The sequence below is a fragment of the Algoriphagus iocasae genome, assembly GCF_014206875.1.
In the GTDB taxonomy this organism is placed as follows: domain Bacteria; phylum Bacteroidota; class Bacteroidia; order Cytophagales; family Cyclobacteriaceae; genus Algoriphagus; species Algoriphagus iocasae.
Window position 1 is genome coordinate 1,343,062 of the sequence record NZ_JACIJO010000001.1, and the last position, 23,114, is coordinate 1,366,175.

The 23,114-nt window shown below is 39.9% G+C and carries 23 protein-coding genes; 7 read left to right on the forward strand and 16 right to left on the reverse strand.

All coding sequences use genetic code 11. From position 1 onward, the window contains the following. Positions 1-24 precede the first annotated feature (24 nt). The 10 genes from FHS59_RS05905 to FHS59_RS05945 form a co-directional block, all read right to left on the reverse strand. Positions 25-1,896: a M23 family metallopeptidase gene (locus tag FHS59_RS05905; protein WP_184493905.1), complete on the reverse strand. Its 1,872-nt coding sequence runs from the start codon at positions 1,894-1,896 to the stop codon at positions 25-27. Further along, positions 1,883-2,494, reverse strand: a complete 612-nt coding sequence (locus FHS59_RS05910; protein ID WP_184493907.1) for a fumarylacetoacetate hydrolase family protein — start codon at positions 2,492-2,494, stop codon at positions 1,883-1,885. Before FHS59_RS05910 ends, FHS59_RS05905 begins: the two co-directional genes overlap by 14 nt. A 6-nt stretch (positions 2,495-2,500) precedes the next feature. After that, positions 2,501-3,178 (reverse strand): DUF4377 domain-containing protein, encoded by a 678-nt coding sequence (locus tag FHS59_RS05915; protein WP_184493909.1) that lies wholly within the window; start codon positions 3,176-3,178, stop codon positions 2,501-2,503. 1 nt (position 3,179) lies between these two features. Continuing rightward, positions 3,180-3,890, reverse strand: a complete 711-nt coding sequence (locus FHS59_RS05920) for an SGNH/GDSL hydrolase family protein (protein WP_184493911.1) — start codon at positions 3,888-3,890, stop codon at positions 3,180-3,182. 5 nt (positions 3,891-3,895) lie between these two features. Then, positions 3,896-4,939: a S66 peptidase family protein gene (locus tag FHS59_RS05925; protein WP_184493913.1), complete on the reverse strand. Its 1,044-nt coding sequence runs from the start codon at positions 4,937-4,939 to the stop codon at positions 3,896-3,898. 532 nt (positions 4,940-5,471) lie between these two features. After that, positions 5,472-6,074: a hypothetical protein gene (locus FHS59_RS05930; protein ID WP_184493915.1), complete on the reverse strand. Its 603-nt coding sequence runs from the start codon at positions 6,072-6,074 to the stop codon at positions 5,472-5,474. Then, entirely contained in the window at positions 6,064-6,576 is a 513-nt protein-coding gene (locus FHS59_RS05935; RefSeq protein ID WP_184493917.1) for an RNA polymerase sigma factor, read from the reverse strand. The genes FHS59_RS05930 and FHS59_RS05935 overlap by 11 nt, the downstream gene beginning before the upstream one ends. Then, a complete protein-coding gene (locus FHS59_RS05940) occupies positions 6,573-7,430 on the reverse strand; it encodes an alpha/beta fold hydrolase (protein ID WP_184493919.1) in 858 nt (285 codons plus the stop codon). Before FHS59_RS05940 ends, FHS59_RS05935 begins: the two co-directional genes overlap by 4 nt. Positions 7,431-7,528: 98 nt before the next feature. Beyond that, a complete protein-coding gene (locus FHS59_RS23420; RefSeq protein WP_262890853.1) occupies positions 7,529-7,654 on the reverse strand; it encodes a hypothetical protein in 126 nt (41 codons plus the stop codon). A 343-nt stretch (positions 7,655-7,997) separates the two neighbouring features. Further along, complete coding sequence (locus FHS59_RS05945; RefSeq protein WP_184493922.1) at positions 7,998-8,354, reverse strand: hypothetical protein; 357 nt, start codon at positions 8,352-8,354, stop codon at positions 7,998-8,000. A 248-nt stretch (positions 8,355-8,602) separates the two neighbouring features. On the opposite strand from FHS59_RS05945, the gene FHS59_RS05950 reads away from it, so the two are divergent. After that, positions 8,603-9,124, forward strand: a complete 522-nt coding sequence (locus FHS59_RS05950) for a hypothetical protein (RefSeq protein WP_184493924.1) — start codon at positions 8,603-8,605, stop codon at positions 9,122-9,124. A 135-nt stretch (positions 9,125-9,259) separates the two neighbouring features. After that, on the forward strand, positions 9,260-10,018 hold the full coding sequence (locus tag FHS59_RS05955) for a hypothetical protein (protein ID WP_184493927.1): 759 nt from the start codon (positions 9,260-9,262) through the stop codon (positions 10,016-10,018). Positions 10,019-10,833: 815 nt separating this feature from the next. Here the strand turns inward: FHS59_RS05955 and FHS59_RS05960 are convergent. The 3 genes from FHS59_RS05960 to FHS59_RS05970 all read right to left on the reverse strand — a co-directional run bounded on the left by FHS59_RS05960 (position 10,834) and on the right by FHS59_RS05970 (position 13,412). Further along, entirely contained in the window at positions 10,834-12,144 is a 1,311-nt protein-coding gene (locus tag FHS59_RS05960; RefSeq protein WP_184493929.1) for a D-alanyl-D-alanine carboxypeptidase/D-alanyl-D-alanine-endopeptidase, read from the reverse strand. Next, positions 12,122-12,517, reverse strand: coding sequence for a DUF423 domain-containing protein (locus FHS59_RS05965; RefSeq protein ID WP_184493931.1), 396 nt, complete (start codon positions 12,515-12,517; stop codon positions 12,122-12,124). Before FHS59_RS05965 ends, FHS59_RS05960 begins: the two co-directional genes overlap by 23 nt. 226 nt (positions 12,518-12,743) lie before the next feature. Continuing rightward, on the reverse strand, positions 12,744-13,412 hold the full coding sequence (locus FHS59_RS05970) for a YggS family pyridoxal phosphate-dependent enzyme (protein WP_184493933.1): 669 nt from the start codon (positions 13,410-13,412) through the stop codon (positions 12,744-12,746). Positions 13,413-13,459: 47 nt separating this feature from the next. On the opposite strand from FHS59_RS05970, the gene FHS59_RS05975 reads away from it, so the two are divergent. From FHS59_RS05975 to FHS59_RS05985, 3 genes are all read left to right on the forward strand, one after another. Next, complete coding sequence (locus tag FHS59_RS05975; RefSeq protein ID WP_184493935.1) at positions 13,460-15,010, forward strand: GH3 family domain-containing protein; 1,551 nt, start codon at positions 13,460-13,462, stop codon at positions 15,008-15,010. Beyond that, positions 15,007-15,630: a LysE family translocator gene (locus tag FHS59_RS05980; protein WP_184493937.1), complete on the forward strand. Its 624-nt coding sequence runs from the start codon at positions 15,007-15,009 to the stop codon at positions 15,628-15,630. The genes FHS59_RS05975 and FHS59_RS05980 overlap by 4 nt, the downstream gene beginning before the upstream one ends. Before the next feature lie 63 nt (positions 15,631-15,693). After that, positions 15,694-16,311 carry a DUF6992 family protein gene (locus FHS59_RS05985; RefSeq protein WP_184493939.1) on the forward strand — a complete coding sequence of 206 codons (618 nt, stop codon included), beginning with the start codon at positions 15,694-15,696 and terminating at the stop codon, positions 16,309-16,311. 165 nt (positions 16,312-16,476) lie between these two features. Here FHS59_RS05985 and FHS59_RS05990 read toward each other — a convergent pair whose 3' ends face one another. Both FHS59_RS05990 and ald read right to left on the reverse strand, forming a co-directional pair. After that, on the reverse strand, positions 16,477-17,175 hold the full coding sequence (locus FHS59_RS05990) for a DUF502 domain-containing protein (protein ID WP_184493941.1): 699 nt from the start codon (positions 17,173-17,175) through the stop codon (positions 16,477-16,479). A gap of 206 nt (positions 17,176-17,381) precedes the next feature. Beyond that, complete coding sequence (gene ald, locus FHS59_RS05995) at positions 17,382-18,500, reverse strand: alanine dehydrogenase (protein ID WP_184493943.1); 1,119 nt, start codon at positions 18,498-18,500, stop codon at positions 17,382-17,384. 430 nt (positions 18,501-18,930) lie between these two features. Here ald and FHS59_RS06000 point away from each other — a divergent pair, with 430 nt between their 5' ends. Next, complete coding sequence (locus FHS59_RS06000; protein ID WP_184493945.1) at positions 18,931-21,345, forward strand: alpha-ketoacid dehydrogenase subunit alpha/beta; 2,415 nt, start codon at positions 18,931-18,933, stop codon at positions 21,343-21,345. Between the two features lie 28 nt (positions 21,346-21,373). Here FHS59_RS06000 and FHS59_RS06005 read toward each other — a convergent pair whose 3' ends face one another. Then, positions 21,374-22,045, reverse strand: a complete 672-nt coding sequence (locus FHS59_RS06005; RefSeq protein WP_184493947.1) for a hypothetical protein — start codon at positions 22,043-22,045, stop codon at positions 21,374-21,376. 67 nt (positions 22,046-22,112) lie between these two features. Here FHS59_RS06005 and FHS59_RS06010 point away from each other — a divergent pair, with 67 nt between their 5' ends. Beyond that, on the forward strand, positions 22,113-23,108 hold the full coding sequence (locus FHS59_RS06010) for an acyl transferase (protein ID WP_184493949.1): 996 nt from the start codon (positions 22,113-22,115) through the stop codon (positions 23,106-23,108). Positions 23,109-23,114 lie beyond the last annotated feature (6 nt).

Below are 23,114 nucleotides of genomic sequence, written 5' to 3' on the forward strand. Positions count from 1 at the left end.
TTTAATTAAGAATGAAACAATACGTTAAAGAGTGCCTTTCCATTCTGCCACATTTCCTGCCTGATCTTTTACTTTCAAAACTACAGGCCCTTTCAATACTTGCCCATTCAGTGTTTCGGACCAAATGACAGCCTGTTTGTATTCATAGCGCATCAGTAACCACTCTCCGTTAACCTGTGCCTCAAAACTATCAATTCCAGAAGAATTATCCCGGATTGTAAATCGAATTCCAGAGGAATTTACCCGGACAGGTGCAATGGTAGGCTTTTCTTGATCTGTGTCCAAAACAAAAGTACCAAAATTTCTGGTTTTAAAACGGATAGATTGACCTTCCCAAACTCCTCCTACAAAGGACTTTCTCCCATTGGATGCCAGCTGATAAACATAAACCTTGTCCTTACTGCCTGTGTAATCAGATAGATCCCAGGTTATTTCCATTTCACTCCACAAATAATCAGATGGATCGTTGATTTCCAACTTTGGTGAATTAGAGCTGCCGCTATGCGTAACCCTAAGGAAAAGATCCTCTAATAAGGTCCTTTCAGAAAACTTAATTTTCACCTTTTGATCGGCAAATAGCTGGTCAGAATCCGCCGGAATTCTTGCATTTATTCCTACTAATACTACCTCGGAGCAAACATCCACTTCCTCCGGAATTCCAAAATTCATGTCCCACAAATAAGTCCTGCTTTGGGAATCTTGGTAGGCAGGAAGCATCTCGAAAGTATGCGCACCCACATAAAATTTAGCCAGTCCGCCATTGGGTGATATAGGAGCTTTGATCTTTAATATGTTTCCCAAATAGGAAATACTAGCCCTCGAAGGCGCAGATCCATCGTTGACATTGGATTCCAAATCTTGTCCTTGAAGAGGCAAGTTGACTTTTCTTACATTGCCATAAGCATCTTTTAAAGTGAGCAAGTAGTTTTTCTTGACTCCAGATTCCAGCTCCAGATGGCCGGTTTCAGGAGTTGCAGGTTGGAAAAAATCAAACTTTAAATCCTTCTGTTTATAAAGTTTGGTAAACCTGTTTTTATGTGTGTGCAATAAGAATTGGCGGGTGTAATTGAAATCCACCTTATCCACGACCATTGAAAAAAGTTGAGTAGAATCATCTTTTAGCTCAAAGGTCGGAAAGCCATTTCTATTGCTGGCTCCATCCAATTGATCGTAGCTCTGAATTTCTACACCTACTTTTCCAGTGATTTTCACTGTGGAAGGAAGTACATAATTTCCTCCTGAATATGTTGGTGTGACTTCCAATCGCTCAAATTTCCCATTGACCCGAGAGTCTATATTTAAAGGAACAATTGCGATTTTCTGAGGAGTAGGAGGGGTTTTATCTACAATTTCCGAAAATCCAAACAACAAAGGATCCATTGCCCGATCCAGACTATCTCTGATTTCAAAATGAAGGTGTGGCCCGCCGGATCCGCCGGTATTTCCACTGTCAGCAATCCGCTCTCCCTTTTTGACCGGTAATTCTCCTGGCTCAGGATAGACTTCTAATTCATTAGCTTTGGCTTCGTACATCTTGGCACGCATGTAATCTCCAAGTTCTTTGTTGAAGTTCCTTAAATGACCATAGAGCGTGATTTTACCATTCGGGTGTTTGAGATAAATCACATTGCCATAGCCAAAAGAAGATATTTTGATTCGGTGAACCCAGCCATCAGCAGCAGCTAAAATTGGTTCGCCTTCTTGACCTCCAGTTTTGAAATCCAGCCCGGTATGAAAGTGGTTGGGTCTGAGTTCTGCGAAATTCCCGGCTAAATAATTCCTGACTCCCGGTTTGATAGGGGAAATAAAGTAGCCTTTGTCGATTTCCTGAGAAAAAGACTGACTAGAGATAGATACTAAAAGAAGAAGTGTGGAAAGGGTTTTATTTAACTTCAAAATCAAGCAGTTTTTTCGTCCCTATAAATCCTTCCAACCGATCTCCTGGCTTGACAGGTCCTACTCCGGCAGGGGTGCCGGTATAGATTAGATCTCCTTTTTTAAGCATGAAAAATTTGGTTACATACTCGATGATGGTACCAAAATCAAAAAGCAGCAAGCTTGTATTTCCTTTTTGGCGAAGCTCTCCATTGATGTTCAGATGAAAATCAATATTGTTCAAATCAGGTAACTCGCTAACAGGGATAAAATCTCCAATTGGAGCTGAACCATTAAATGCCTTGGCGATTTCCCAAGGAAGTCCTTTTGCTTTGCATTGATCTTGTAAATCCCTTGCGGTAAAATCTATTCCAAAGCCAATCTCATCGAAATACCTGTGGGCAAATTTCTTCTGAACATATTTAGCTTCCTTATTGATTTTAAGAACCAACTCTCCCTCATGATGAATGTTCTGAGAGAATTCTGGATAGTAGAAAGGTGCACCTTTTTTTAAGATGGCAGTTTCAGGTTTTAGGAAAACAACCGGATTGGTTGGCCTTTCGTTTTGTAACTCTTCTATATGTGCCACGTAATTGCGGCCAATGCAAATAATCTTCATTCTAACTTAATCTACAGCTTGAAACAGTATTACTAACGCTCCATTTTCATCAAACAAAGAAAGCTGATTCTCTGCAATTTGGTAAGTTTTTGTGTCAGTAATTCCTTTCAAAAGCGCATTTTCTATACTCATATCCATGCAGGCCATTTTTGTCGCTGCTCCAGGGCCGAAAACTAAATTTTCAGCATCCAGGGTTTGGATTTTGCCTCTCACTGAATTGCAGGCCAAGTCTCCAGAATAGCTCATGTCTGAACCATTCAATTCAAAAATCAATGCTTCTTTTGATTTAGGATTTACAGGATTCTCGATATCTCCAACTTTCACGACTTTCCAGATACTGGTAATTCCCATTTTTATATCAGGTTCTTTGGATAATATCTCGACCAATTCATAGTTCAAAGCGGAAGCATCTGCAGGAATAGGGGCCTCTTTTGGAGTTACTTTCACTTTGATTTGATAAATATATCCTGGCTCATATTCAAATCCTGAAATGGAATTGTAAAAGAATTGCCATTCCTCAGAGTCCAGATTTTCTCCTTTATGAATTTGCAGGCAGGACATTGGACCAACGCCAACACAATCTTTTTTTGCCGAATTGATCCACCATGTTTCGATGGTTTCATCTTCTTTCTGGCAACTCATCACTGTCATTAAAATCGCTGAAATAAACAGAATAAGTTTCATATCACTCTGGGTTAATAGCCTCTTTTAATTTCTGTGCCCAACTCGCATAAATCTTGCCACTTGGGTGTAGTTGATCTTCTACCAACATTTCTTCCTGTGCACCGATTGCTCGATATTCTTCAGTGATGTCAATATAAGTTACACCATATCGATCACATATTTCCTTCTTAGCTGCATTGTAAGCATCGATTTCTTTCGCAACCTGCACTGCATCTTTGTTGTTTTCACTGGCAAAAGGAGTGATTCCCCAATCCGGAATGGATAGTACATACACATGATCCGGCAAATTTCCTGCGAAACCCATTGCCCGAAGGAGCATTTTTTCAAACTCTATTTCATACTCTTCCACATCTCTTCCCCGATACTGATTGTTCACACCGATGGAGAGCGTCACCAAATCATAAGGTTCGTTTTCCAGAGTTTCCTTATTGATTCCTTCTTCCAGCTCATCTACAGTCCAGCCAGTTTTGGCTATTATTTTTGGCTCTGCCCAAAGGGATTCATTTTGTGCATTGAGTAGATCCACTAATTGATTTGGATATCGGTCAGCTTCAGCCACACCTTCTCCGATCGTATAACTGTCGCCTAAAGCCAGGTAATGTTTGGTTTCTTTTTTACTCATGGTTGGTTGGGGAGCATTGGGGTCTTTAGTGCCCTGATTGCAGGCAAAAATCCCGAAAATTAGAATGGATAATAGATAGCTTTTCAACATAGTTTTTAAGATTCAAATACAGATTCCATCAGCTTAAAAGTGCCTGCATCTGCGTCCATTGATACTTTGGCGCCTACAGGTACTATAAACTGCTTGGAAATATGCCCTATCATGGCACCCGAATAAGCCGGAATACCCAAAGGCAAAATGTAATCATCCAAAACTTGATCCAATGTCAACGAACCGTAGCCACCGCCGGGTTCACAATCTGAGCATTGCCCGAAAATAAAGCCCTTGATCTGATCCAATGTGCCATTTAATTTCAAAGTGCTCATCATTCGGTCCATACGGTAAGGATCTTCTCCCACATCTTCAATAAATAAAATCGCGTTTTTGAAATCTGGATAGTAAGGTGAACCTGAAATAGCTGTCAAAACAGTCAGATTTCCGCCAAGGATTTTACCTTCTGCCTTGCCTCCTTTTAATGTTTGGATCCGATTGGATTTCACAACTAGATCATCGCTTTCCGCATGAACATTTTCATAGGTCATCAGCTCCTGATCAAAGAACAGTTTTTGGAACTGCTCCACATTGAAGCTATTCCAGCTGCCGCTTCCCATTGGTCCATGAAAAGTAATCAGCCCGGTCTGAGCCTGTATGGCACAATGGAGTGCTGTAATATCTGAATAACCAAGAAGCGGCTTCGGGTTTTTGCTGATTTGCTTGTAGTCGATCAAAGGCAGAATTCTTGCAGCACCCGAACCTCCCCGGATGCTGATAATTCCTTTTACTTCAGGATCTGCAAACATTTCATTTAAATCACCTGCTCTTTCTGCATCGGTTCCAGCCAAATGTCCCCTACGGTTCATTAGGTTTTTACCCATTTTCACCTGGAAACCTAAAGCCTCCAAAGCTTCTTTCGCATAGGTGAATTGCATTCTGTCCGCAGTCGCTGCTGAAGGAGAAATCAATCCTACGGTATCGCCTTTTTTAAGTGTATTTGGTTTAAGAGTTTTCGCATCGTCTTCCTTTTTGGGAAGTGTAAAGGACATGGCTGCAGCCGAACCTGCCATCAAGCCGATAGATTTTAAGAAATCGCGTTTTTGCATTCGATTGGTTTATTTTCGAAATGTGAAAATAAGGTTTTAACAGCAAAGGACATAAAGGGTTTCTTTTTTAACCGCAGAGACGCAGAGATTCAGTGATCAGTCACAGTCGACTGTTGCAATGATGATAACCTTTGAGGTTTATTTTTAGCCTCGAAGGTTTTTTCTTTTAACCGCAATGCTCGGAAAGGTTTTTTTTAAACCACAAAGTAAACATGAAGTCTCACGCAACGGCGCAAAGGCGCAATGGTTTAATGCATCCTTAAAACCAAGTGCCAAAGGTTGGACCAGTGAAAAAAACCTTTTTATTGCTAATCTCTAAGTTTATTTCAAGCCCAAAGATTAAGTCTTGGCGCCGTTGCGGCTTTGCGTGAGACTTTTAGCCTGCTTTTTAGTTAAATAACAAGGTCTGGGCTTTGACTTCGCTCCCAATAACAGAATGATTTAATGGCGCAATATAGGGGTCAATCCGAGCGGAGTCGGAGGGTCCTTCGATTTCGAGACTCTCGTCTCTCAAGTGCTCGGACTGACAATGCTACTTGGATCTTTCTCCTGCTCTTTTTGCTTCCAGCATTCCTTCCATCTTTTCGATCATCGGCTTTAATTCCCTGTCGTACTTTTTCAATTTGCGCTTGATCTGCCAATGCATAAAACCGAAAATCGCTGCCGTAAGAATCGTGTGAATCAGGATCCTGACCCAACTCTCCAAAGGCTCCAAAAGGATGAAATAGGAAATATTCAAAGCGATCACCAGGAGGATGGTATACACATACATATGCTTTCCGGCGATGATATAGCGAGCTTTTAGTTTTCTGATTTGGGTTTTCAAGTAAAGCTCATTGTCTGAAGTTTCGGAGATATCCAGAGTTTTCACCTTGGAGCGGATCGATAAAATTAACACGCCAATCATCGCCAAGGCAATCAAAAACAGACTGGTGGTGATTCCGGCGCTTTCCTGCCAAGGCATCACCCAAAACAAAAATCCAATCGTCAAGGGAGTGATAATTAGCATGAAAAGTTGTTCTCTTCGCTGTTTTGATTCAGTCTTCCTCAAGCCTTCAATCAGTGTGCTAAGATCCATTTCCTGCGCTTTTTGGCTTTGCCAAAGTTGCTGTATATCCGAGAAGTTAGTTTCCATGTGTTTGAGGATTTAATTTTTTACTGAGCGATGTTTTGATTCTATTGACTTTGACTGCCACATAGTTTTCTGATATTCCGGAGATTTCCGCAATGGCCCGGTAGGAACTGTTTTCCAAAAGCAACGTGGCGATAATCCGGTCCAACTCGGGGAGTTCATTGATGGCCTGATACAGCAATTGAATCTGCTGATCCATTTCAGAATGAGGATAGTCTGAATCGCTCCACTGAAATTCGGCCGGCATCTCAGACTTCCTTTCTTCCTGCTTTTTCTCTTTTGTCGAAAAAGTAATCGCCGTGTTATAGGCTATTCGATAGATCCAGGTGCTGATTTGACTTTCTTCTCTAAAAGCATCCAGATGTCTCCAGATTTTGATCAGGATTTCCTGAAAGAGATCTTTGGCCTGGTCTTCGTCCTTGACAAAACCCTTGCAGAGTCGGTAAATCCGATCCTTATGGGAGCTGTAGATTTCTTCGAATACCCTTTCTTTTTGATTCTTCATTGGATAAAAGCATGGATTTTTTCCATCATCCATTCTGGATTGTCCCACATGATAAAGTGGAAAGCAGTAGGAGCCATTTCGATTTGTACATTTTCTGCCAGCTGGTATTGTTGAGCGAAGTTCCCTTTGACAGATTCGGCGGTTAATCCATAATCTTTACCGGAATACCAAGCTCCCAACACCAGAATTGGAGTTTTTAAAGTACTGAGATTTTTTCGGTAATCAGTGAGCATCAGTTCGTACATGGCCTGAGAAAAAGTACTTCGATCACTTGCCAAAGACCAAGAAACCAAAGTAGGAATTCGATCTTGGGTGTTTGTCATCATGGGCATTCCTGCATTTTGCTGCTTTTCAAAATCCTCCTCCGAAAGTGCCTCGATCATCTGCTTCATTTGGGCGGCCATAGGTTTCATGCTTTCCACGGTGGCAGCCGGATTCATGGCGGCGGAATAGAAAGGGTAGGAGTCCACGATGACGGCCTGTTTGACCTGATCTGGCAGTTCATTGGCCAACTGAAGAGAAAGAAAACCTCCCAGACTATGCCCGATCAAAATGACTTCCTGGTCGAGAGAATGGATATATTCGGTGATTTGGGTTTTCACCTGAGGGAGAAATCCCTCGCTAAGGTCCATGGATGGCTGACCAGCAAAACCCGGTAGGGTAAGGACATGGCATTCATAATTCTGCGAAAGCTGCTCCGCTGTTTCTTTCCAAACATCCCCGTCTGAGGCAAGACCTGGGATCAAAATAATTGCTGGTCCAGAACCTGTGACCTGAACGTCAAAAGAGGTTTGGGAAAAAGACAGGGAACATGTCCCGAAAATAAGGAGGTAAAGTAGAAAGGATTTTTTCATGGTGTTGATTTTTATCCTTTAGACTGGAGACTTTCTGATTCCTTACAGGTGGGAGTGATTTTTTTTGAAAATTTTAGGAAAAAATGAGAACGTAAAATTTAACTGGAACCAGCTGTTCGGGATTTGTAATCCCGAAGCTTTATCACAGGATTTTCAATCCGTTTTTCTCGTTTTCCTTCTATTTGTTCTCGTTGTCCTGCTTCTCCAGAAGCTGGACTATCCATCGTTCATCTTCCTCTTGCTGGCAAAAAGATCCGGCTCCGAATGACGATCCCGGGCCAGCGCTGATCAAATATCAATCCATTAAACCCAGGCTTGAAAGCCTGGGCTATTAAGCTTTGAACCAGCTGTTCGGGATTTGTAATCCCGAATCTTTATCAAAGGATTTTCAATCCGTTTTTCTCTTTTTCCTACTATTTGTTCTCGTTGTCCTGCTTCTCCAGAAGCTGGACTATCCATCGTTCATCTCCCTCTTGCTGGCAAAAAGATCCGGCTATCAACTTCCGAAATCCGACAACTATAAATTAAAAATAGGGGGAGGAACCATTTCAATGGTTTCACATCCTATCAAGAATTACATTTTGAATTTTTTGATTTCCAGATTATCTGACGGTCTTCTAGGTTCAAAATAATTTGATCTCCTTCTACAATTTCTCCCTGACAGTCATAAAAAACAGGTGATTCAGAAAGGCAAAGTGCGCAGCATAACTGAGCGAAAAATATTGTCTGACCTTGATAAGTTGCCATATTCACAGTGGTTTCATCTGAAAAGTCTCCTGCTTTAATTTCCTCAACCTTCTCATTAAGCCAAGGTAAGTTCTCAATGGGGTCTGCTATTCCGCAGGCCATAATGGGATCTTCGGTTTCCTTACATGAAACCAAAGCCAAAACCAAAAGTAAGAGGGGAAATAGAGTCTTTTTCATAATTATAAGCTTGTAATTGATTATTAGTTGATAATAGTACGAGGAATTTAGTGGAAGTGCAACGGAGGTCTTGGAAAATCTGCTTTTAGTTTTCGGGGTAAATGATATCTTTAGGGAATAGTTTTTTTTAAAAGATATGTTGGCATTAAGCAGGAATGAAATCAAGTATAGAGTGTTGAGGTTTACTAAGGAATTTGAAGTAGAAAATCGGGTAAGAGTTAAAAATTTATTGGAAGGAGGAAGAAGAAATGATGGATTTAAGTTTGGCTGAATGGCTAGGGGTAGGTGGATTTTTTTTATCTATAATTTCAATTGGTTTAACTTTTTATTTTGAAAATAGAAGAACTAAAGGCAAAATAAAGGTTATTATAAAATCCCTTAAAAAAAGAACGGCCAAAGAAAACTGTGTAGTGGTGTTTCAAGTTGAAATAGTTAATTCTAGTCTTGAAAAAAGATATATTAAATCAATATATCAACATAACTCAAGAGGTAGATTTGGTCTGTATTTTATTAAAAATGAAAAAAACAAAAATCAGATTAAAAGATGGTATCAAAAAGAAGAGTTTTCAAAACCAATAGCCCTTGAACGTGGTGAATTGACTCTTTTGAAATATGAATTATTTTATAAATCTGAATGGTCAGGGAGCAAGGTATATTTCAAATTTTTAGTATTAGATTCTTTAGGTAAAAAATATAAAAGTTCTGGAATCTACTTCATTCCTAATCAACTTCCTGAAGCTCCTTTAAACCCTGGAGTTATGTACTTATAGAATTTTATAATGGGAGTTTTAGCGAACAATAATAAAAAGCCCTCGCGCTCCAATCTAAAATCAACCGATTCGTTTCTGAAATCTACGCTTTGGTGTATGATTTATATGTAGTTTCTGAGGAGGAGGTTAGGATAATTGAAAAAGGTAAAAATTGCTATGGGAATAAATTTGAAAAATATTATTTGGACAAGAGATCCTCAAGAGGCAATGGATAATCCATATGAATGGGATGCTCAAATGAAATTTGTAAAAGAAGCAAATGAATTTTTACGAAAAATCCGAAAGCACATAATAGAAAATAAGTCCTTTACAAAAGATGATTTATCAAAAGAAAAAGCAATTTGGATGCTTTCTTTGGTTGCACTTGATTCTGCAATAGAAATCACAATCTCTTTAAAGAGAAATCAAATCCATGTTATCTACCATTTACTAAGATCTATCCAGGAGGCTTTAGATTTGGCTACTTTTTTTTCATTTGGAGACGAAAAAGCTTCTGATAGTTTAAACAACTGGTATAGCGGAAAAATAGTTTCTCACGGAGAATACAGGGCTTATCTAAAAGAAATGGGAAATAAAGAAAAGTCAGATCATTTAAATGAAATTTATAAAACATTATCAAAATTCAATCATAATGCATATCCTACTCTTTTATATAGCTATTTCTTAGCCCCAAATGGATTTATTCACCACTATGGAAGGTACGAATCTGATTCTTCAAAACCGGTAAATACAATAGCGATGCTACATGCAATTGCAGCTAAAGTTATATTAGAATTATCCTTTCAACTTCCTATTCTTAAAGTTCTTGATGCCTCAGTTTTACTAGATTTTATCGGTGACCAAAAAAGAAAAAGAGCTGTAAAAAGAAAATACCAAATAAAGAAAAATCATTGAGAATTCTCTCTCGATTAAAAAATAATGGCTAGGCATAGATTACATTTACTCTTTTTTATTTTTTAGAAATTCCAATTCGAAGTTTACAATGCTTTTCGGCCTTTGCGCCTCCCGATAGCCACCGGGATCGGAAGCCTTTGTGATCTTTGCGGTTTAAAAGAAGAAAACCTTCGAGGTTAGAAAAAAACTCGAAGGTTAATGGTAACACCTTTTCTTACTGGTCGTGCCTTTGGCACTCTGAGCTATTAGAAGATCTTTTCACCCAGCATTGCGCTGCGCTGATGCTGGGTTGATACAGTTCGCACCTTTGGTGCTTAGCATTAAGGATGGGTTGAATCGTTGCGCCTTTGCGCCTTCGCGGGAGGCTTTGTGGGCTTTGCGGTTAAAAACATATAGTGATTCATATAACGGGATTGCTTCGCCTCGTTCCTCGTCTCGCAATGACGGTTAAAAAAGAAAACCTTCGAGGTTAGAAAAAAACCTCAAAGGTTATTGGTAAAACCTTTTCTTACTGGTCGTGCCTTTGGCACTCTGAGCTATTAGAAGATCTTTTTACCCAGCATTGAGCTACGCTGATGCTGGGTTGTTACTGTTCGCACCTTTGGTGCTTAGCATTAAGGATGGGTTGAATCGTTGCACCTTTGCGCCTTCGCGGGAGGCTTTGTGGGCTTTGCGGTTAAAAACATATAGGGATTCATATAACGGGATTGCTTCGCCTCGTTCCTCGTCTCGCAATGACGGTTAAAATCAAAAGATTGCCACGTCGTCGTTCCTCCTCCTCGCAATGACGGTCAAAAAAAGTCCTACATCCCACCTCACAACATATCCCTTACCAGCACCATTACTTTTTCCATTTCCCGGCGGACTTCGGAGGCTTTGTAAGGATAATTGGAATTCATAAAAGCGAAACAGTATAGTTTCCCAGATTTTGTTTTGACCAAACCTACCAGGCTGTGGTTATTGCTCATGGTGCCTGTCTTGGCAAAAATATAAGGAGTTTGAGCTTGGTAACTGTTTTTAATCGTCCCAGAAACCCCGCCTGTTGGAAGGATGTCATAGAGCTCCTGATCTGGCATCATTCGGTAGATTTTCTCAAAGAGTGCCACCATGCTTCTCGGAGTCATCAGATTATGACGGCTGAGTCCTGAGCCATCCACCCATTGAGGTTTGTCAGGCAAGTCAAACAAATAGGTTTTAAGCATGTATTCGATGGCTCTTTCTGTATCCAGCCGCTGAAAAAGCCGGTCTGAAACCATCAACATTAATTGCTCGGCCAAGAAATTATCGCTTTCCAGCATCATTTCTTTTAAGATCAGTGCCAAAGGTGCGCCTCGCCATTCCTGGTGGATTGCCGGCAAGCTATCAGGTTGGTAAATCCAGTTTTTTCCGGTCGCTTCTGATGCCAGTTCGGTGAATAATTCAGGACTGGTGATAAAGGGTATAAATTCCTCTGAAGCTCGGAAGTTGTTAGGATTGTAAAAGAATTTGTTAGAGTGAAAATCCCGCTCCAATTCACGGATACTTCGATTGGTCGTATAAACTGCAGTCTGGAATCTGGCTGGATAGACAATCGGTCTGTTACCGCTTTTCTTTACCTGAAGAAGGTTGCCATAAATCGGCAAAGAGCTCCGTTCGGCGGAATAATTGTAATAATAATCATCCCATTGCCAACCGTATCCAAATGCCGGAGCATCGAGATTTGCATCCGAGAAAACAACGGTTTGATAGGGGGAAAGAAAGCGTGCGAAATCAGGTTGGTAAAGTTCCTTGTATTTCCAGCTAGGTTCGCCCGAACCCCAAATATGAATTGTGTCTCCCTCCGTGGTATATCGCAAAGTCTGAGTCGAATCATTTAAAATGACTAAGCTGGAGAAGAGCGTGAGTAGCTTTGTAGTCGAGGCAGGAATAAAACGCTGTTCAGAATTTCTTTCATATACCACGATTTGACTATCCAAGTCATATAATTCAAATCCGGAAAGGTGATTGGCGAAAAAACTTTGATCCCCGACTGCCTGATCGAGTCTTTGATATTGATCTCTGTTTAGCTGCGCAAAGGCTGGAAAAAAAGAGAATCCAATTAGTAGAAAGGAGAGAAAGTGGGTTTTAATCGACGACAATTTGATCATTTCTTAATGCGGAATAAAAAAGGCCCAACCAACCCAAAATAAAGAAGACTCCTCCCAAAGGTGTAACTGCTCCCCACCATGTCACCCCGGTGAGTGATAGGATATACAAAGAGCCAGGGAAAATCAGAATTCCCAAAAGCATGCACCAAGCTGAGAACTGGAGGCTTTTCCATTTTGGACGAACTAGGCGGATTATTCCGATCAATCCCAATGCCAAGGTATGGTAAAAATGGTATTTGACTCCGGTCTCGAAGGTGTCTGTTCTACCGGTTTTATTCAATACCTCTTCCAATCCATGTGCGCCAAATGCACCGATTCCTACAGCAAAAGCTCCGGAAAGAGCAGCCAGCATGATCAATTGTCTCCCGTTCATAGATTTATAGTGTCAATTGGTGATTCATTATACATTGTTTGAGGTTTGATGTTAAATACGATCGATTTCATTTTGCCTGGGGTTGAAACCCCGGGCCAATTCAAATTACCCGGGGTTGATGTTTGCTATTTCTAAATACCCGCGGTTAAAACCACGGGCTATTGATTTTTTGTTTACCGAAAATATTTTTAATACCGTACATCATACATCATACATCTAACATCCCTCAATTCCTGCTTCCAAAGATTGCGGAGCCGATCCGCACCATGGTGCTGCCTTCTTCCTGTGCGATCAAATAATCTCCACTCATTCCCATGGATAGTTCTTTCAATTGGACAAATGCAGGAAGATCTTTTGATTTCAGGTTTTCAAATAGAGCTTTTAAGCCTTTGAACTCCTTTCTGATCTGAGTTTCATTTTCTGTAAAGGTGGCCATTCCCATCAGGCCTTGGATAGAGACATGAGTTAATGCTTTGAAATCCTCATTCCCCAACATCTCCAAAACTTCCGCTTCATCAAAACCAAATTTGCTTTCTTCCTCGGCAATATGGATTTGAAGTAAAACAGGAATAATCCGATCGATCTTTTTACCCTGCTTGTTGATTTCTTTGAGAAGCTTGAAAGAATCAACTCCATGAATCAAATGAACAAAGGGAGCGATGTATTTTACCTTGTTGCTTTGCAGGTGACCGATCATATGCCATCGGGTATCTGCTGGCATTTCAGGTTGTTTGGCCTGTATTTCCTGAACCTTATTTTCCCCAAAATCCCGTATTCCGCAGGCATAAGCAGCTTTCAAATCTTCCAATGGTTTGGTTTTGCTTACTGCTACCAAGAGACAATCTGGGTTTTTAAATGTTTTTTTTACCTGTTCGAGATTGGCTTTAATGTCCATTTTCTATTTTTATACGTTACTTTTTGGCTTAGGCCTAAAACAAAGATATGGCGATCATCAGTACTTTACTAAAAAGAGGCATCCGATTACGAGAGAGTCTGGAGCAAGAATACTCTCAACCTCTTGAAATCCAAAAGGATACTCTCAGAAAGCTTTTAATCAAGGCGAGTCGCACTCAAATTGCTAGCAAATATGATTTTTCTGCAATCCTAAGAGGCTTCAAACTTGGCAATCATGAATTTTATGATCGCTACAAAGCTCAAGTTCCTATCTACGATTACAATAAAATCCATGAAGAGTGGTGGCATTTATTGCAGGAAGGAAAAAGAGATGTGACCTGGCCGGGAGAAGTCAGGTATTTTGCCTTGAGTAGTGGGACTTCGGGAGCGACTTCCAAATATATTCCCATCACAGTGGATATGGTCAAAGCAATCCGGAAAACCGGTGTGCGGCAGATTCTATCCCTTTCTAAATATGATTTGCCTGATTCCCTTTTTACCAAAGGGATTTTGATGCTGGGGGGAAGTACCGATCTGGAGTTTAACGGAACGTATTTTTCAGGAGATTTAAGCGGGATAACAGCAGGAAGATTGCCGATTTGGTTTCAGCGATTTTACAAGCCAGGAAAGGCAATTTCCAGAAACAAAAACTGGGGAGATAAACTGGATATGATTGTCAAAAAAGCTCCTAAATGGGATATCGGAATCATAGTTGGTGTGCCGGCCTGGCTGCAGATTTTGTTGGAAAAAATCATCGAGGAATACAACCTGGAAAGCATCCATGATATTTGGCCAAACCTACAGATTTTTGTGCATGGGGGAGTTTCTTTTGAACCCTATAAAAAGGGCTTTGAAAAACTTCTTGGGAAGCCAATCATTTACATTGAGACCTACCTGGCATCTGAGGGCTTTTTGGCATTTCAGGCTTTGCCAAATCGGAAATCCATGAGATTGGTTTTGAATAATGGGATTTTCCATGAGTTTGTCCTGTTTACCGATGCCAATTTTGATGAGGATGGTAATATCAGGGATACTGCCGAAACACTGAAAATCGACGAAGTAGAGGAAGGAAAAGATTATGCGATTTTGATCAGCACCTGCGCCGGAGCTTGGAGGTATCTGATTGGGGATGTCATCCGGTTTGTTTCCAAAGAAGAATCAGAAATCATCATTACTGGCCGTACCAAGCATTATTTGAGCCTTTGTGGAGAGCATTTGTCCGTGGATAATATGAATAAAGCGATTGAGTTGGCATCTGAGGAATTGAATGTAAATGTTCGTGAGTTTACGGTGTTGGGAGTTCCACATGATAATCTTTTTGGACATCACTGGTACATAGGCACAAGTGATGAGGTTTCTCCTGAGGCTTTTAAAAAGGCTTTGGATATCCATTTAAAAGAGTTGAATGATGATTATGCAGTAGAGCGAAATCATGCTCTTAAGGAAGTGAAAGTGACTTTATTGCCTTCTTCTCTATTTTATGATTGGATGAAAGAGCAAGGAAAAGAAGGTGGCCAAAATAAGTTTCCAAGGGTTTTGAAAGGGGAGAAGTCTACTTTATGGCAGGAATTTTTGAAAGAAAAGGGAATCACTGAATGAGTTCTGCCTTGATAGAAGGGATTAGCATGGGGCTTTTGCTATCTGCGATGGTTGGCCCGGTGTTTTTTACACTGATCCAAAGTAGCCTTACGTATGGATTTCGCTATGCTTCTGTCTTGGCTCTTGGGATTTTGAGCAGTGATACCTTTTATGTCCTGATCACTTATGTAGGAATTAAATTTTTGGCTGAAGCCACTTACTTTGAGGAAGTCTTAGGTTATGTGGGTGGAGTGATTTTAATCGGTTTTGGGGTTTCTTCTTTGCTCAGTAAGAAAGTGATGCGACCAAATTCAGGAGGGATTACAGTTCCAGTTGGCAAGAAACGATCAGCGTTTTTAAAAGGGTTTAGTATCAATGGAATCAACCCTTTTGTTTTACTTTTCTGGATTTCCATTGCCAGTCTGGTTCAAACCAAGGAAGCTTTTACAAGTCTGGATATTTTGGCTTACTATACAGGGATATTGGCAACTGTATTCTCAATTGATTTGATCAAAGCTTTTATTGCCAAACAGTTAGCTCATTTAGTGACGCCAAAAATTATGGCTTGGATGAACAAAGCTGTAGGGTTCTTACTGATTGGTTTTGGTATTAGAATGCTGATTTATACCTATATGGGTTGAATCAGTGGTTCTAGACAGAATCCGCTTTCCATTCGATTTTGATTCAAAACACTTTCTTTTTAAATGAGTTCTGTAGTTATGAAAATCCCACCATTCGCTGTCCTCTTTTTTTTATTCTTGCTAATTAGTCCGATTGATATTTTTGGACAGGAAATTCCCGGTTTGGATTCCTTCAATGAAAAGCGAATTGAGTACAACAAAACAGGGATGGTAATCCTTGGCTCGTGGGCTATTGGAAATATGGTTTGGGGTGCTGCTGGAGCCAGAAATTCCACTGGTCAAACAAAAGCCTTTCACCAGATGAATTTGTACTGGAATTCGGTGAATTTGCTGATTGCAGGATTAGGATATTGGCAGGCTACGAAAGAAGTTCCAAGTAATGACTTACTGGAATCCATGCTGGCACAGGGGAAAATTGAGAAGATTTTATTGCTAAATGCAGGACTCGATCTGGCCTATATGGCAGGAGGGATGTACCTGAAAGAACGCGGTCAGCGAATCAGTAAAGATAAGTTTGTTGGGTTTGGGAAATCCATCATTCTTCAGGGAGCTTTTCTATTAACTTTTGATGCATTGATGTATACGTTTCATGTAACTCATGCGAAAGAATTACCGGCTTTTTTTGAACAAGTTTCTTTCACGCCCGCAGGAATGACGATGACCATTCCATTGTCGAAATAAATTTAAATGATTATCCGCATTGGAGCCAGTAGTTAAAGATCGAGTTTAGAAAGTCGCGGATAATCGTCCACTGACGAAAGTCCACTGTCGACAGCACTTTGAAAGATACTACAAACACTTTTTTCTTTGAGCACTGGTAAGAAAGAGGATATGGATAAATTTAGATTATTCTGTTTCCATTTCTGGATTTAATTGCTTTTTAGATTCTTCAGAGCAATTGCTTACAAAGCTTTCTCCAGCGGATGAAATCAAATCACATGTTCCTGTTCCCATTCCCATAATCGTTCTCATTGCATCTTGAGTATTAACGCTTAAAAATTTGATCGAGCTTTTAGGGACATGATAAATATTTCCGTTGGTGGGGTTTGGTGCCGTGGGAACGAAAACGGTATACAAATCTTCATTCACTTGATCGGTGATAAAACCAGTCATCATCGTACCTGTGTTGTAAGGATCTATTAAAACCACTTCGGAAAAGGGGAGTTTTTTTAAGCCAACAAATTGGTAGACAGTCTGGTGGATTAGGCTATATAAGGGGACTTTGGTAAGATACTTTTCCTCGAATTTTGAGAAATAGCTTTTCCCGACTTTATTTCTGATGAGCGCTCCGATAATGAAGATAAAAAGAACCAAAATCCCGATGGAAAGAAAGTTGATCGACCAGTGAGGTTCATCAGTGCCTGGGTCTAACATCAAACTGATCGGTGCGACGATTTTGAATATGAAGTTGAATACAAAAGAAAGAAGAATAAGTACGATGGTCAGGGGAAGTAAAATTAAAAATCCCTGAAAAAGTGTATCGAGCAGAAGTCCACGTTCTGAATTATTAGTGATTTTTTCTGCGGATTTGAGCTGGGGTTCCATTATATTAATTGATTACTGGTTAATTTTCAATCATTTATCATTCAAATTCATGCCATCTGCACTGGGATCGTTTTAAGCCATTTCCTTAGAATTCTATTGAGTAGGTATGGGATATAATTGGGGATTTTTTGCCTCCATTTAATTTTTGGGTAAAAAAAATCCCTCTTGTTTGCACAGGAGGGATTTAAGAAATTTTTGATTAACTATTAATCAGCAAGATATTTTACCACTGGAGTATAATCCATTCCAAAAGCTTCAGCCACAGCTTGGTACACAATGTCTCCATTGATTACGTTAAGTCCAGGAACCAATTCAGGGTTTTCCTGAGCTGCTCTTTTCCAGCCTTTGTCTGCCAACTGGATTGCATATGGAAGAGTAGCGTTAGTCAATGCTAGGGTAGAAGTATAAGGAACTGCTCCTGGCATGTTTGCCACGCAATAATGAACGACGTCGTCGATGATAAATGTAGGATCCTGGTGAGTTGTTGGCTTACAAGTTTCGATACATCCACCTTGATCCACTGCTACGTCTACCAGTACTGTTCCTGGTTGCATTTCTTTCAGCATATCACGAGTGATCAAATGAGGTGCTTTTGCTCCTGGGATCAAAACTGCTCCGATGATCAAGTCGTGGTTTTTGATCATTTTTCTCACGTTGTATTCGTTAGACATCATGGTCTTCACGTTTGCTGGCATCACATCTGCCAAGTATCTCATTCTAGGAAGAGATACGTCCATGATTGTGACGTCAGCACCAAGTCCTGCAGCCATCCAAGCAGCTTGAGTACCTACAATACCACCACCTAAAATCAAAACTTTAGCTGGAAGTACACCTGGTACGCCACCTAGAAGGATACCTTTTCCTTGCAAAGGCTTCTCTAGGTAATTAGCTCCTTTTTGTACAGCCATTCTACCTGCTACTTCAGACATAGGCACCAAAAGAGGAAGGCTTCGATCTGCTTTCTCCACAGTTTCGTAAGCCAAACAAACAGATTTGCTTTCTACCATTGCTTTGGTCAATGGCTCATATGATGCAAAGTGGAAATAGGTAAACAACAATTGATTTTCTTTGATCAATTTATATTCAGGCTCAATAGGCTCTTTTACCTTCATAATCATCTCTGCGATCTCGTAAGTCGCTTCGATAGTAGGAAGGATCGTAGCACCTGCTTCAGCATACGCATCATCAGAAAAACCGGAGCCTTCACCAGCGGTATGTTGAACATAAACTTGATGGCCTCTCTTGACCAATTCTTTCGCACCTGCAGGGGTAAGGGCTACTCGATTCTCGTTGTTTTTAATTTCCTTTGGAACACCTATAATCATGACTGATCGATTTGGATTTATCTTTGTGTTACAAAGATACTAAGCAAATGCAAATGGAAAAGGCTAATAGCAAATAGTATTTGGTATGATTTCGAAAAAAGTCATAAATCAGAATTTAATTCCGTTTATATTTTTTAAAAACCTAAAAATTTTAAAAATCAATTTTTAAACAAGTTTAATTTGGAATTTTTTTTCATTAAATACCAGCGTAACAATCAACGGTTTAAATCCAAGATTTTCAGACTATTGAATTGTTGAATTTAAAAAGTCAGAATAATATTTGCTTTATCAATAGAAATAAGAAGCACTTCCAAATTTTTGATTGAAAAATAATGATATATAAATTTGTATAAAAACTGGAATTGGCTATTTTTGGAAGATGCTTATTAAAAGCTCTAACTGACCCAAAATAACTATAGATAAATCATTTATGGCAGAAGTACAACCAATCCCCAAAAATCAATCCTCTCCTGACTTTTCTAAAGAAGCAGTTTTAGCTGACTTTCGTGTGGCTATGCTCAGTAGGCATGCCTCATTGGTAGGTAGGAAAGAGGTGTTTATGGGGAAAGCAAAATTTGGGATTTTCGGTGACGGAAAAGAACTCGCCCAGATAGCTATGGCCCGTGCTTTCCAAATCGGTGATTTCAGATCCGGATATTATCGGGATCAGACATTTATGATGGCGATCGGAGAGCTGACTGTTCAGCAATATTTTGCTCAGCTATATGCTCATACTGATGTGAATTCAGAACCTGCCAGTGCTGGTAGACTGATGAATGGCCACTTTGCTACCCGTTCATTAAATGAGGATGGAAGCTGGAAAGAACTAACAAAAATGTATAATTCTGCTGCGGATATTTCTCCGACAGCAGCACAAATGCCTAAACTTCTTGGCTTGGCGTATGCTTCTAAGCTTTTTAGGGAAAATAAAGGGTTAAAGAATTTCACTGATTTATCCATTCAGGGAAATGAAGTGGCTTGGGGTACGATAGGAAATGCTTCTACTTCGGAAGGCATTTTCTTCGAATCGATCAATGCTGCTGGAGTAATGCAAGTTCCTATGGTTATCTCGATCTGGGATGATGGATATGGTATTTCTGTTCCTCAGGAATTTCATACCACCAAAGGTAGCATTTCAGAAGCTTTAGCTGGTTTTGAAAGATCAGATTCTGAAAAAGGAATTGAGATCATCAAAGTAAAAGGATGGGATTACGAGGGATTGATGAATGCATTTTTTCAAGCCGGAAAATTGGCTAGGGAAGAGCATATTCCTGTTTTGATCCATGTGGAGGAAATGACGCAGCCACAAGGACACTCTACGTCAGGGTCCCATGAGCGATATAAATCCGCTGAGAGATTGAAGTGGGAGAAAGAGTGGGATTGTATCAGTAAATTCAGAGAATACATTTTAAGCTCAGAAATCGCGACACCAGAGACTTTGGATAAAATCGAAGCAGAGGTGAAGGCAGATGTCAAAAAGCAAAAAGAAACTGCTTGGTCTGAGTTTTCAAATGATATCAAAACAGAGCTTCAGGAAGCTATTCAGCTAATAAAAAATGCGGCTGAACATAGCACTAGAAAAGTGATTTTGACTCAAATGGCAGAAGAACTGTCTCGTACGATCAATCCGATTCGAAAAGACGTGATTTCTACTGTTAGAAAAGCATTGTTGACACTTAGATTTGATTCAAATGAGTCTAAGTCAGAGTTGAAAGAATGGTATAGAATTCAATCTGAGAAAAATCACGATCGATACAATAGCCATTTGTATAGTGAATCTCAGTGGGGTGTTTTAAATATTGATGAGATTAAGCCAGAGTTTGATGAGAAATCGGCTTTGATTGACGGTAGAGAAATTCTCCAAAAGTTTTTTGACTATACACTGGAGCACGATCCAAAATTCTTTGCTTTTGGTGAAGATGTTGGAAAAATCGGAGACGTTAATCAAGCTTTTGCCGGTCTTCAGGCCAAGCATGGTGAATTGAGAGTCTCTGACACAGGTATTCGTGAAGCAACTATCGTTGGTCAAGGAATAGGAACTGCATTAAGAGGGTTAAGGCCCGTAGCTGAAATCCAGTATTTAGATTATTTGCTTTATGGGCTTCAGATGCTTGCCGATGACTTGGCATGTCTTCAGTACAGAACCAAAGGTGGTCAAAAAGCGCCTTTAATTATTCGTACAAGAGGACATCGATTGGAAGGAGTTTGGCATTCAGGTTCACCTATAGGAATGATTCTTTCTTCCCTAAGAGGGATGGTTCTTTGTGTACCGAGAGATATGACGCAGGCTGCTGGGATGTATGCCACGTTATTGAAAGCAGATGAGCCGGCGATAGTAATCGAATGTCTCAATGGCTATCGATTAAAAGAAAAATTACCATCCAATTTGGGTGAATTCACTGTTCCACTTGGTAAACCAGATATTCTACGCGAAGGCTCTGACATTACCGTAGTGACTTATGGTTCAATGTGTAGAATCGTGATGGAAGCAGCTTCTGAATTGATGGAACTAGGAATCGATGTAGAGGTTATCGATGCACAAACTTTGCTTCCTTTTGACGTACATGGAATTATCGGAGAGTCTATCAAGAAGACAAACCGGGTGATTTTTGCTGATGAAGATGTGCCTGGAGGAGCTTCTGCTTATATGTTGCAGCAAGTTCTTGAAAATCAAGAGGTCTTTAGATATTTGGATTCTGAGCCGATGACCATTTCTGCAAAAGCGCATAGACCGGCATATTCATCAGATGGGGATTATTTCTCGAAACCGAGTCTTGAAGATGTGGTTGAAAAAGTCTATCAAGTCATGCACGAAGTCAATCCGAAAACATTCCCTGCTTTATAAAAAGAAAACCCTCTTAAAGAGGTTTTTTTTAGTTTCTGGTAATATTTTTCAAAGTGACATCAGGGCTAGTAACTTCATTACTTCTATTTAATGCCCGATCTTGAATCTGTACTTCAACTCGAAGGGTATCAGTTCTGAAAATCGATTCCCAACCGGAAGAAAGCATGGCGTATTTGATGTTTCCTTCAATGGCCTGATTTTCCTCATCATTTAAAATCCTTGGGAAACGACCGTTGAAAGTGGTGTAAAATGGAGGGTCTTGCCATTTAAATTCCGTGTATTGACCGTTACGTTTTACAAAAAACTTGATGAAAATATTGTATTGGTTTGGGTTTTGAACGACCCAGATGGTGTCTTTGACAGTTCCATTATTGATGATCGGATCAATCACCCAATCGATCGGATTGTAACTTGGAGCTTGAGGAGGTCTATTAGAGTATGTGATCAATTCTCCAAAATTATCTCTTTGATATTCTACCGAATTAAAAGGCGGGTTGGTTTCAGTCGCTCCTAATCCTAGATCCCCTTCAGCATCTTTGAAATCTAAAGAAACAATCAATGAGTCCGGTCCAGATGTTGGGACATATTCGATCGTAGAGAAGCTGATTTCAGGAGTGCTTGGAAAATTATCCGGTGTGTTCACACAGGAAAAACTTACAAGAGCCAAAAAGAATATTCCTGAATAGTTTTTGAAACGCATAGGGTGAAAGTAAATTTACATCCAAATTGATTGATACCAGCGATTGGACTTCGCAAAATATAAAACGATGCAGGATTTTAAAAGTTTTTCAGATGCCATTATAGATTTAAAATCTGAGGAGTTCGAATCCTTCGCATTAAAACTTTTTCGATTCCAGGCTTCGGCCAACGAAATCTATAAAAAATATGTGGAAGCTCGACAAATTAAAGTTGAGGATGTAAAATCTATCCAAGATATTCCGTTTTTGCCGATTCGTTTTTTTAAAGATTTTCCTGTGGTGTGTGGAGAAGAAAAGGATTTTCCAGGTTTTTACTCCAGTAGTGGGACTACTGGTATGATTACCAGTAAACATTATTTTTGGTCAGAAAACTGGTATCTAGAACATGCTCAAAGCCTTTTTGAAAAGGAATTTGGAAAACTCACAGATTTTCATGTTTTGGCTTTACTGCCAGCATATTTAGAAAGAAAGGGGAGTAGCTTGGTGAGTATGGCTGATCATTTTATTAGAAAAAGTGAATCAGAGCACTCAGGTTTTTACCTATATGATCAAGATGAACTTCTAAGAAAGTTGGAATTTCTGGCCAAAGGAAATAGAAAAGTGCTGCTTTTAGGGGTCACATTTGCTTTGCTGGATTTAGCTGAATCAGGAAAATCAATGCCTGAAATGGATAATTTGATTGTGATGGAAACTGGCGGGATGAAAGGGAGAAGAAAGGAGATGATCAGAGAAGAAGTTCATGAAATCCTGAAAAAGTTTTTTGAAGTGAAAGAGATTCATTCAGAATATGGAATGACCGAAATGATGTCACAGGCATATTCAAAAGGGAATGGAAAATATACCTTACCAACTTCTCTGCGCGTTATGTTGAGAGATGTCAATGATCCACTTTCTTGGTCGAATAGGAAACAAGGTGGTATTAACGTGGTGGATTTGGCAAATTTTCATTCCTGTGCCTTTATTGAAACTCAGGATTTGGGAAGATTTGATGAAAATGGAGAGCTCGAAGTGCTCGGAAGATTTGATAACAGTGAAATAAGAGGTTGCAATCTTCTGGTGCAGTAATTGCTA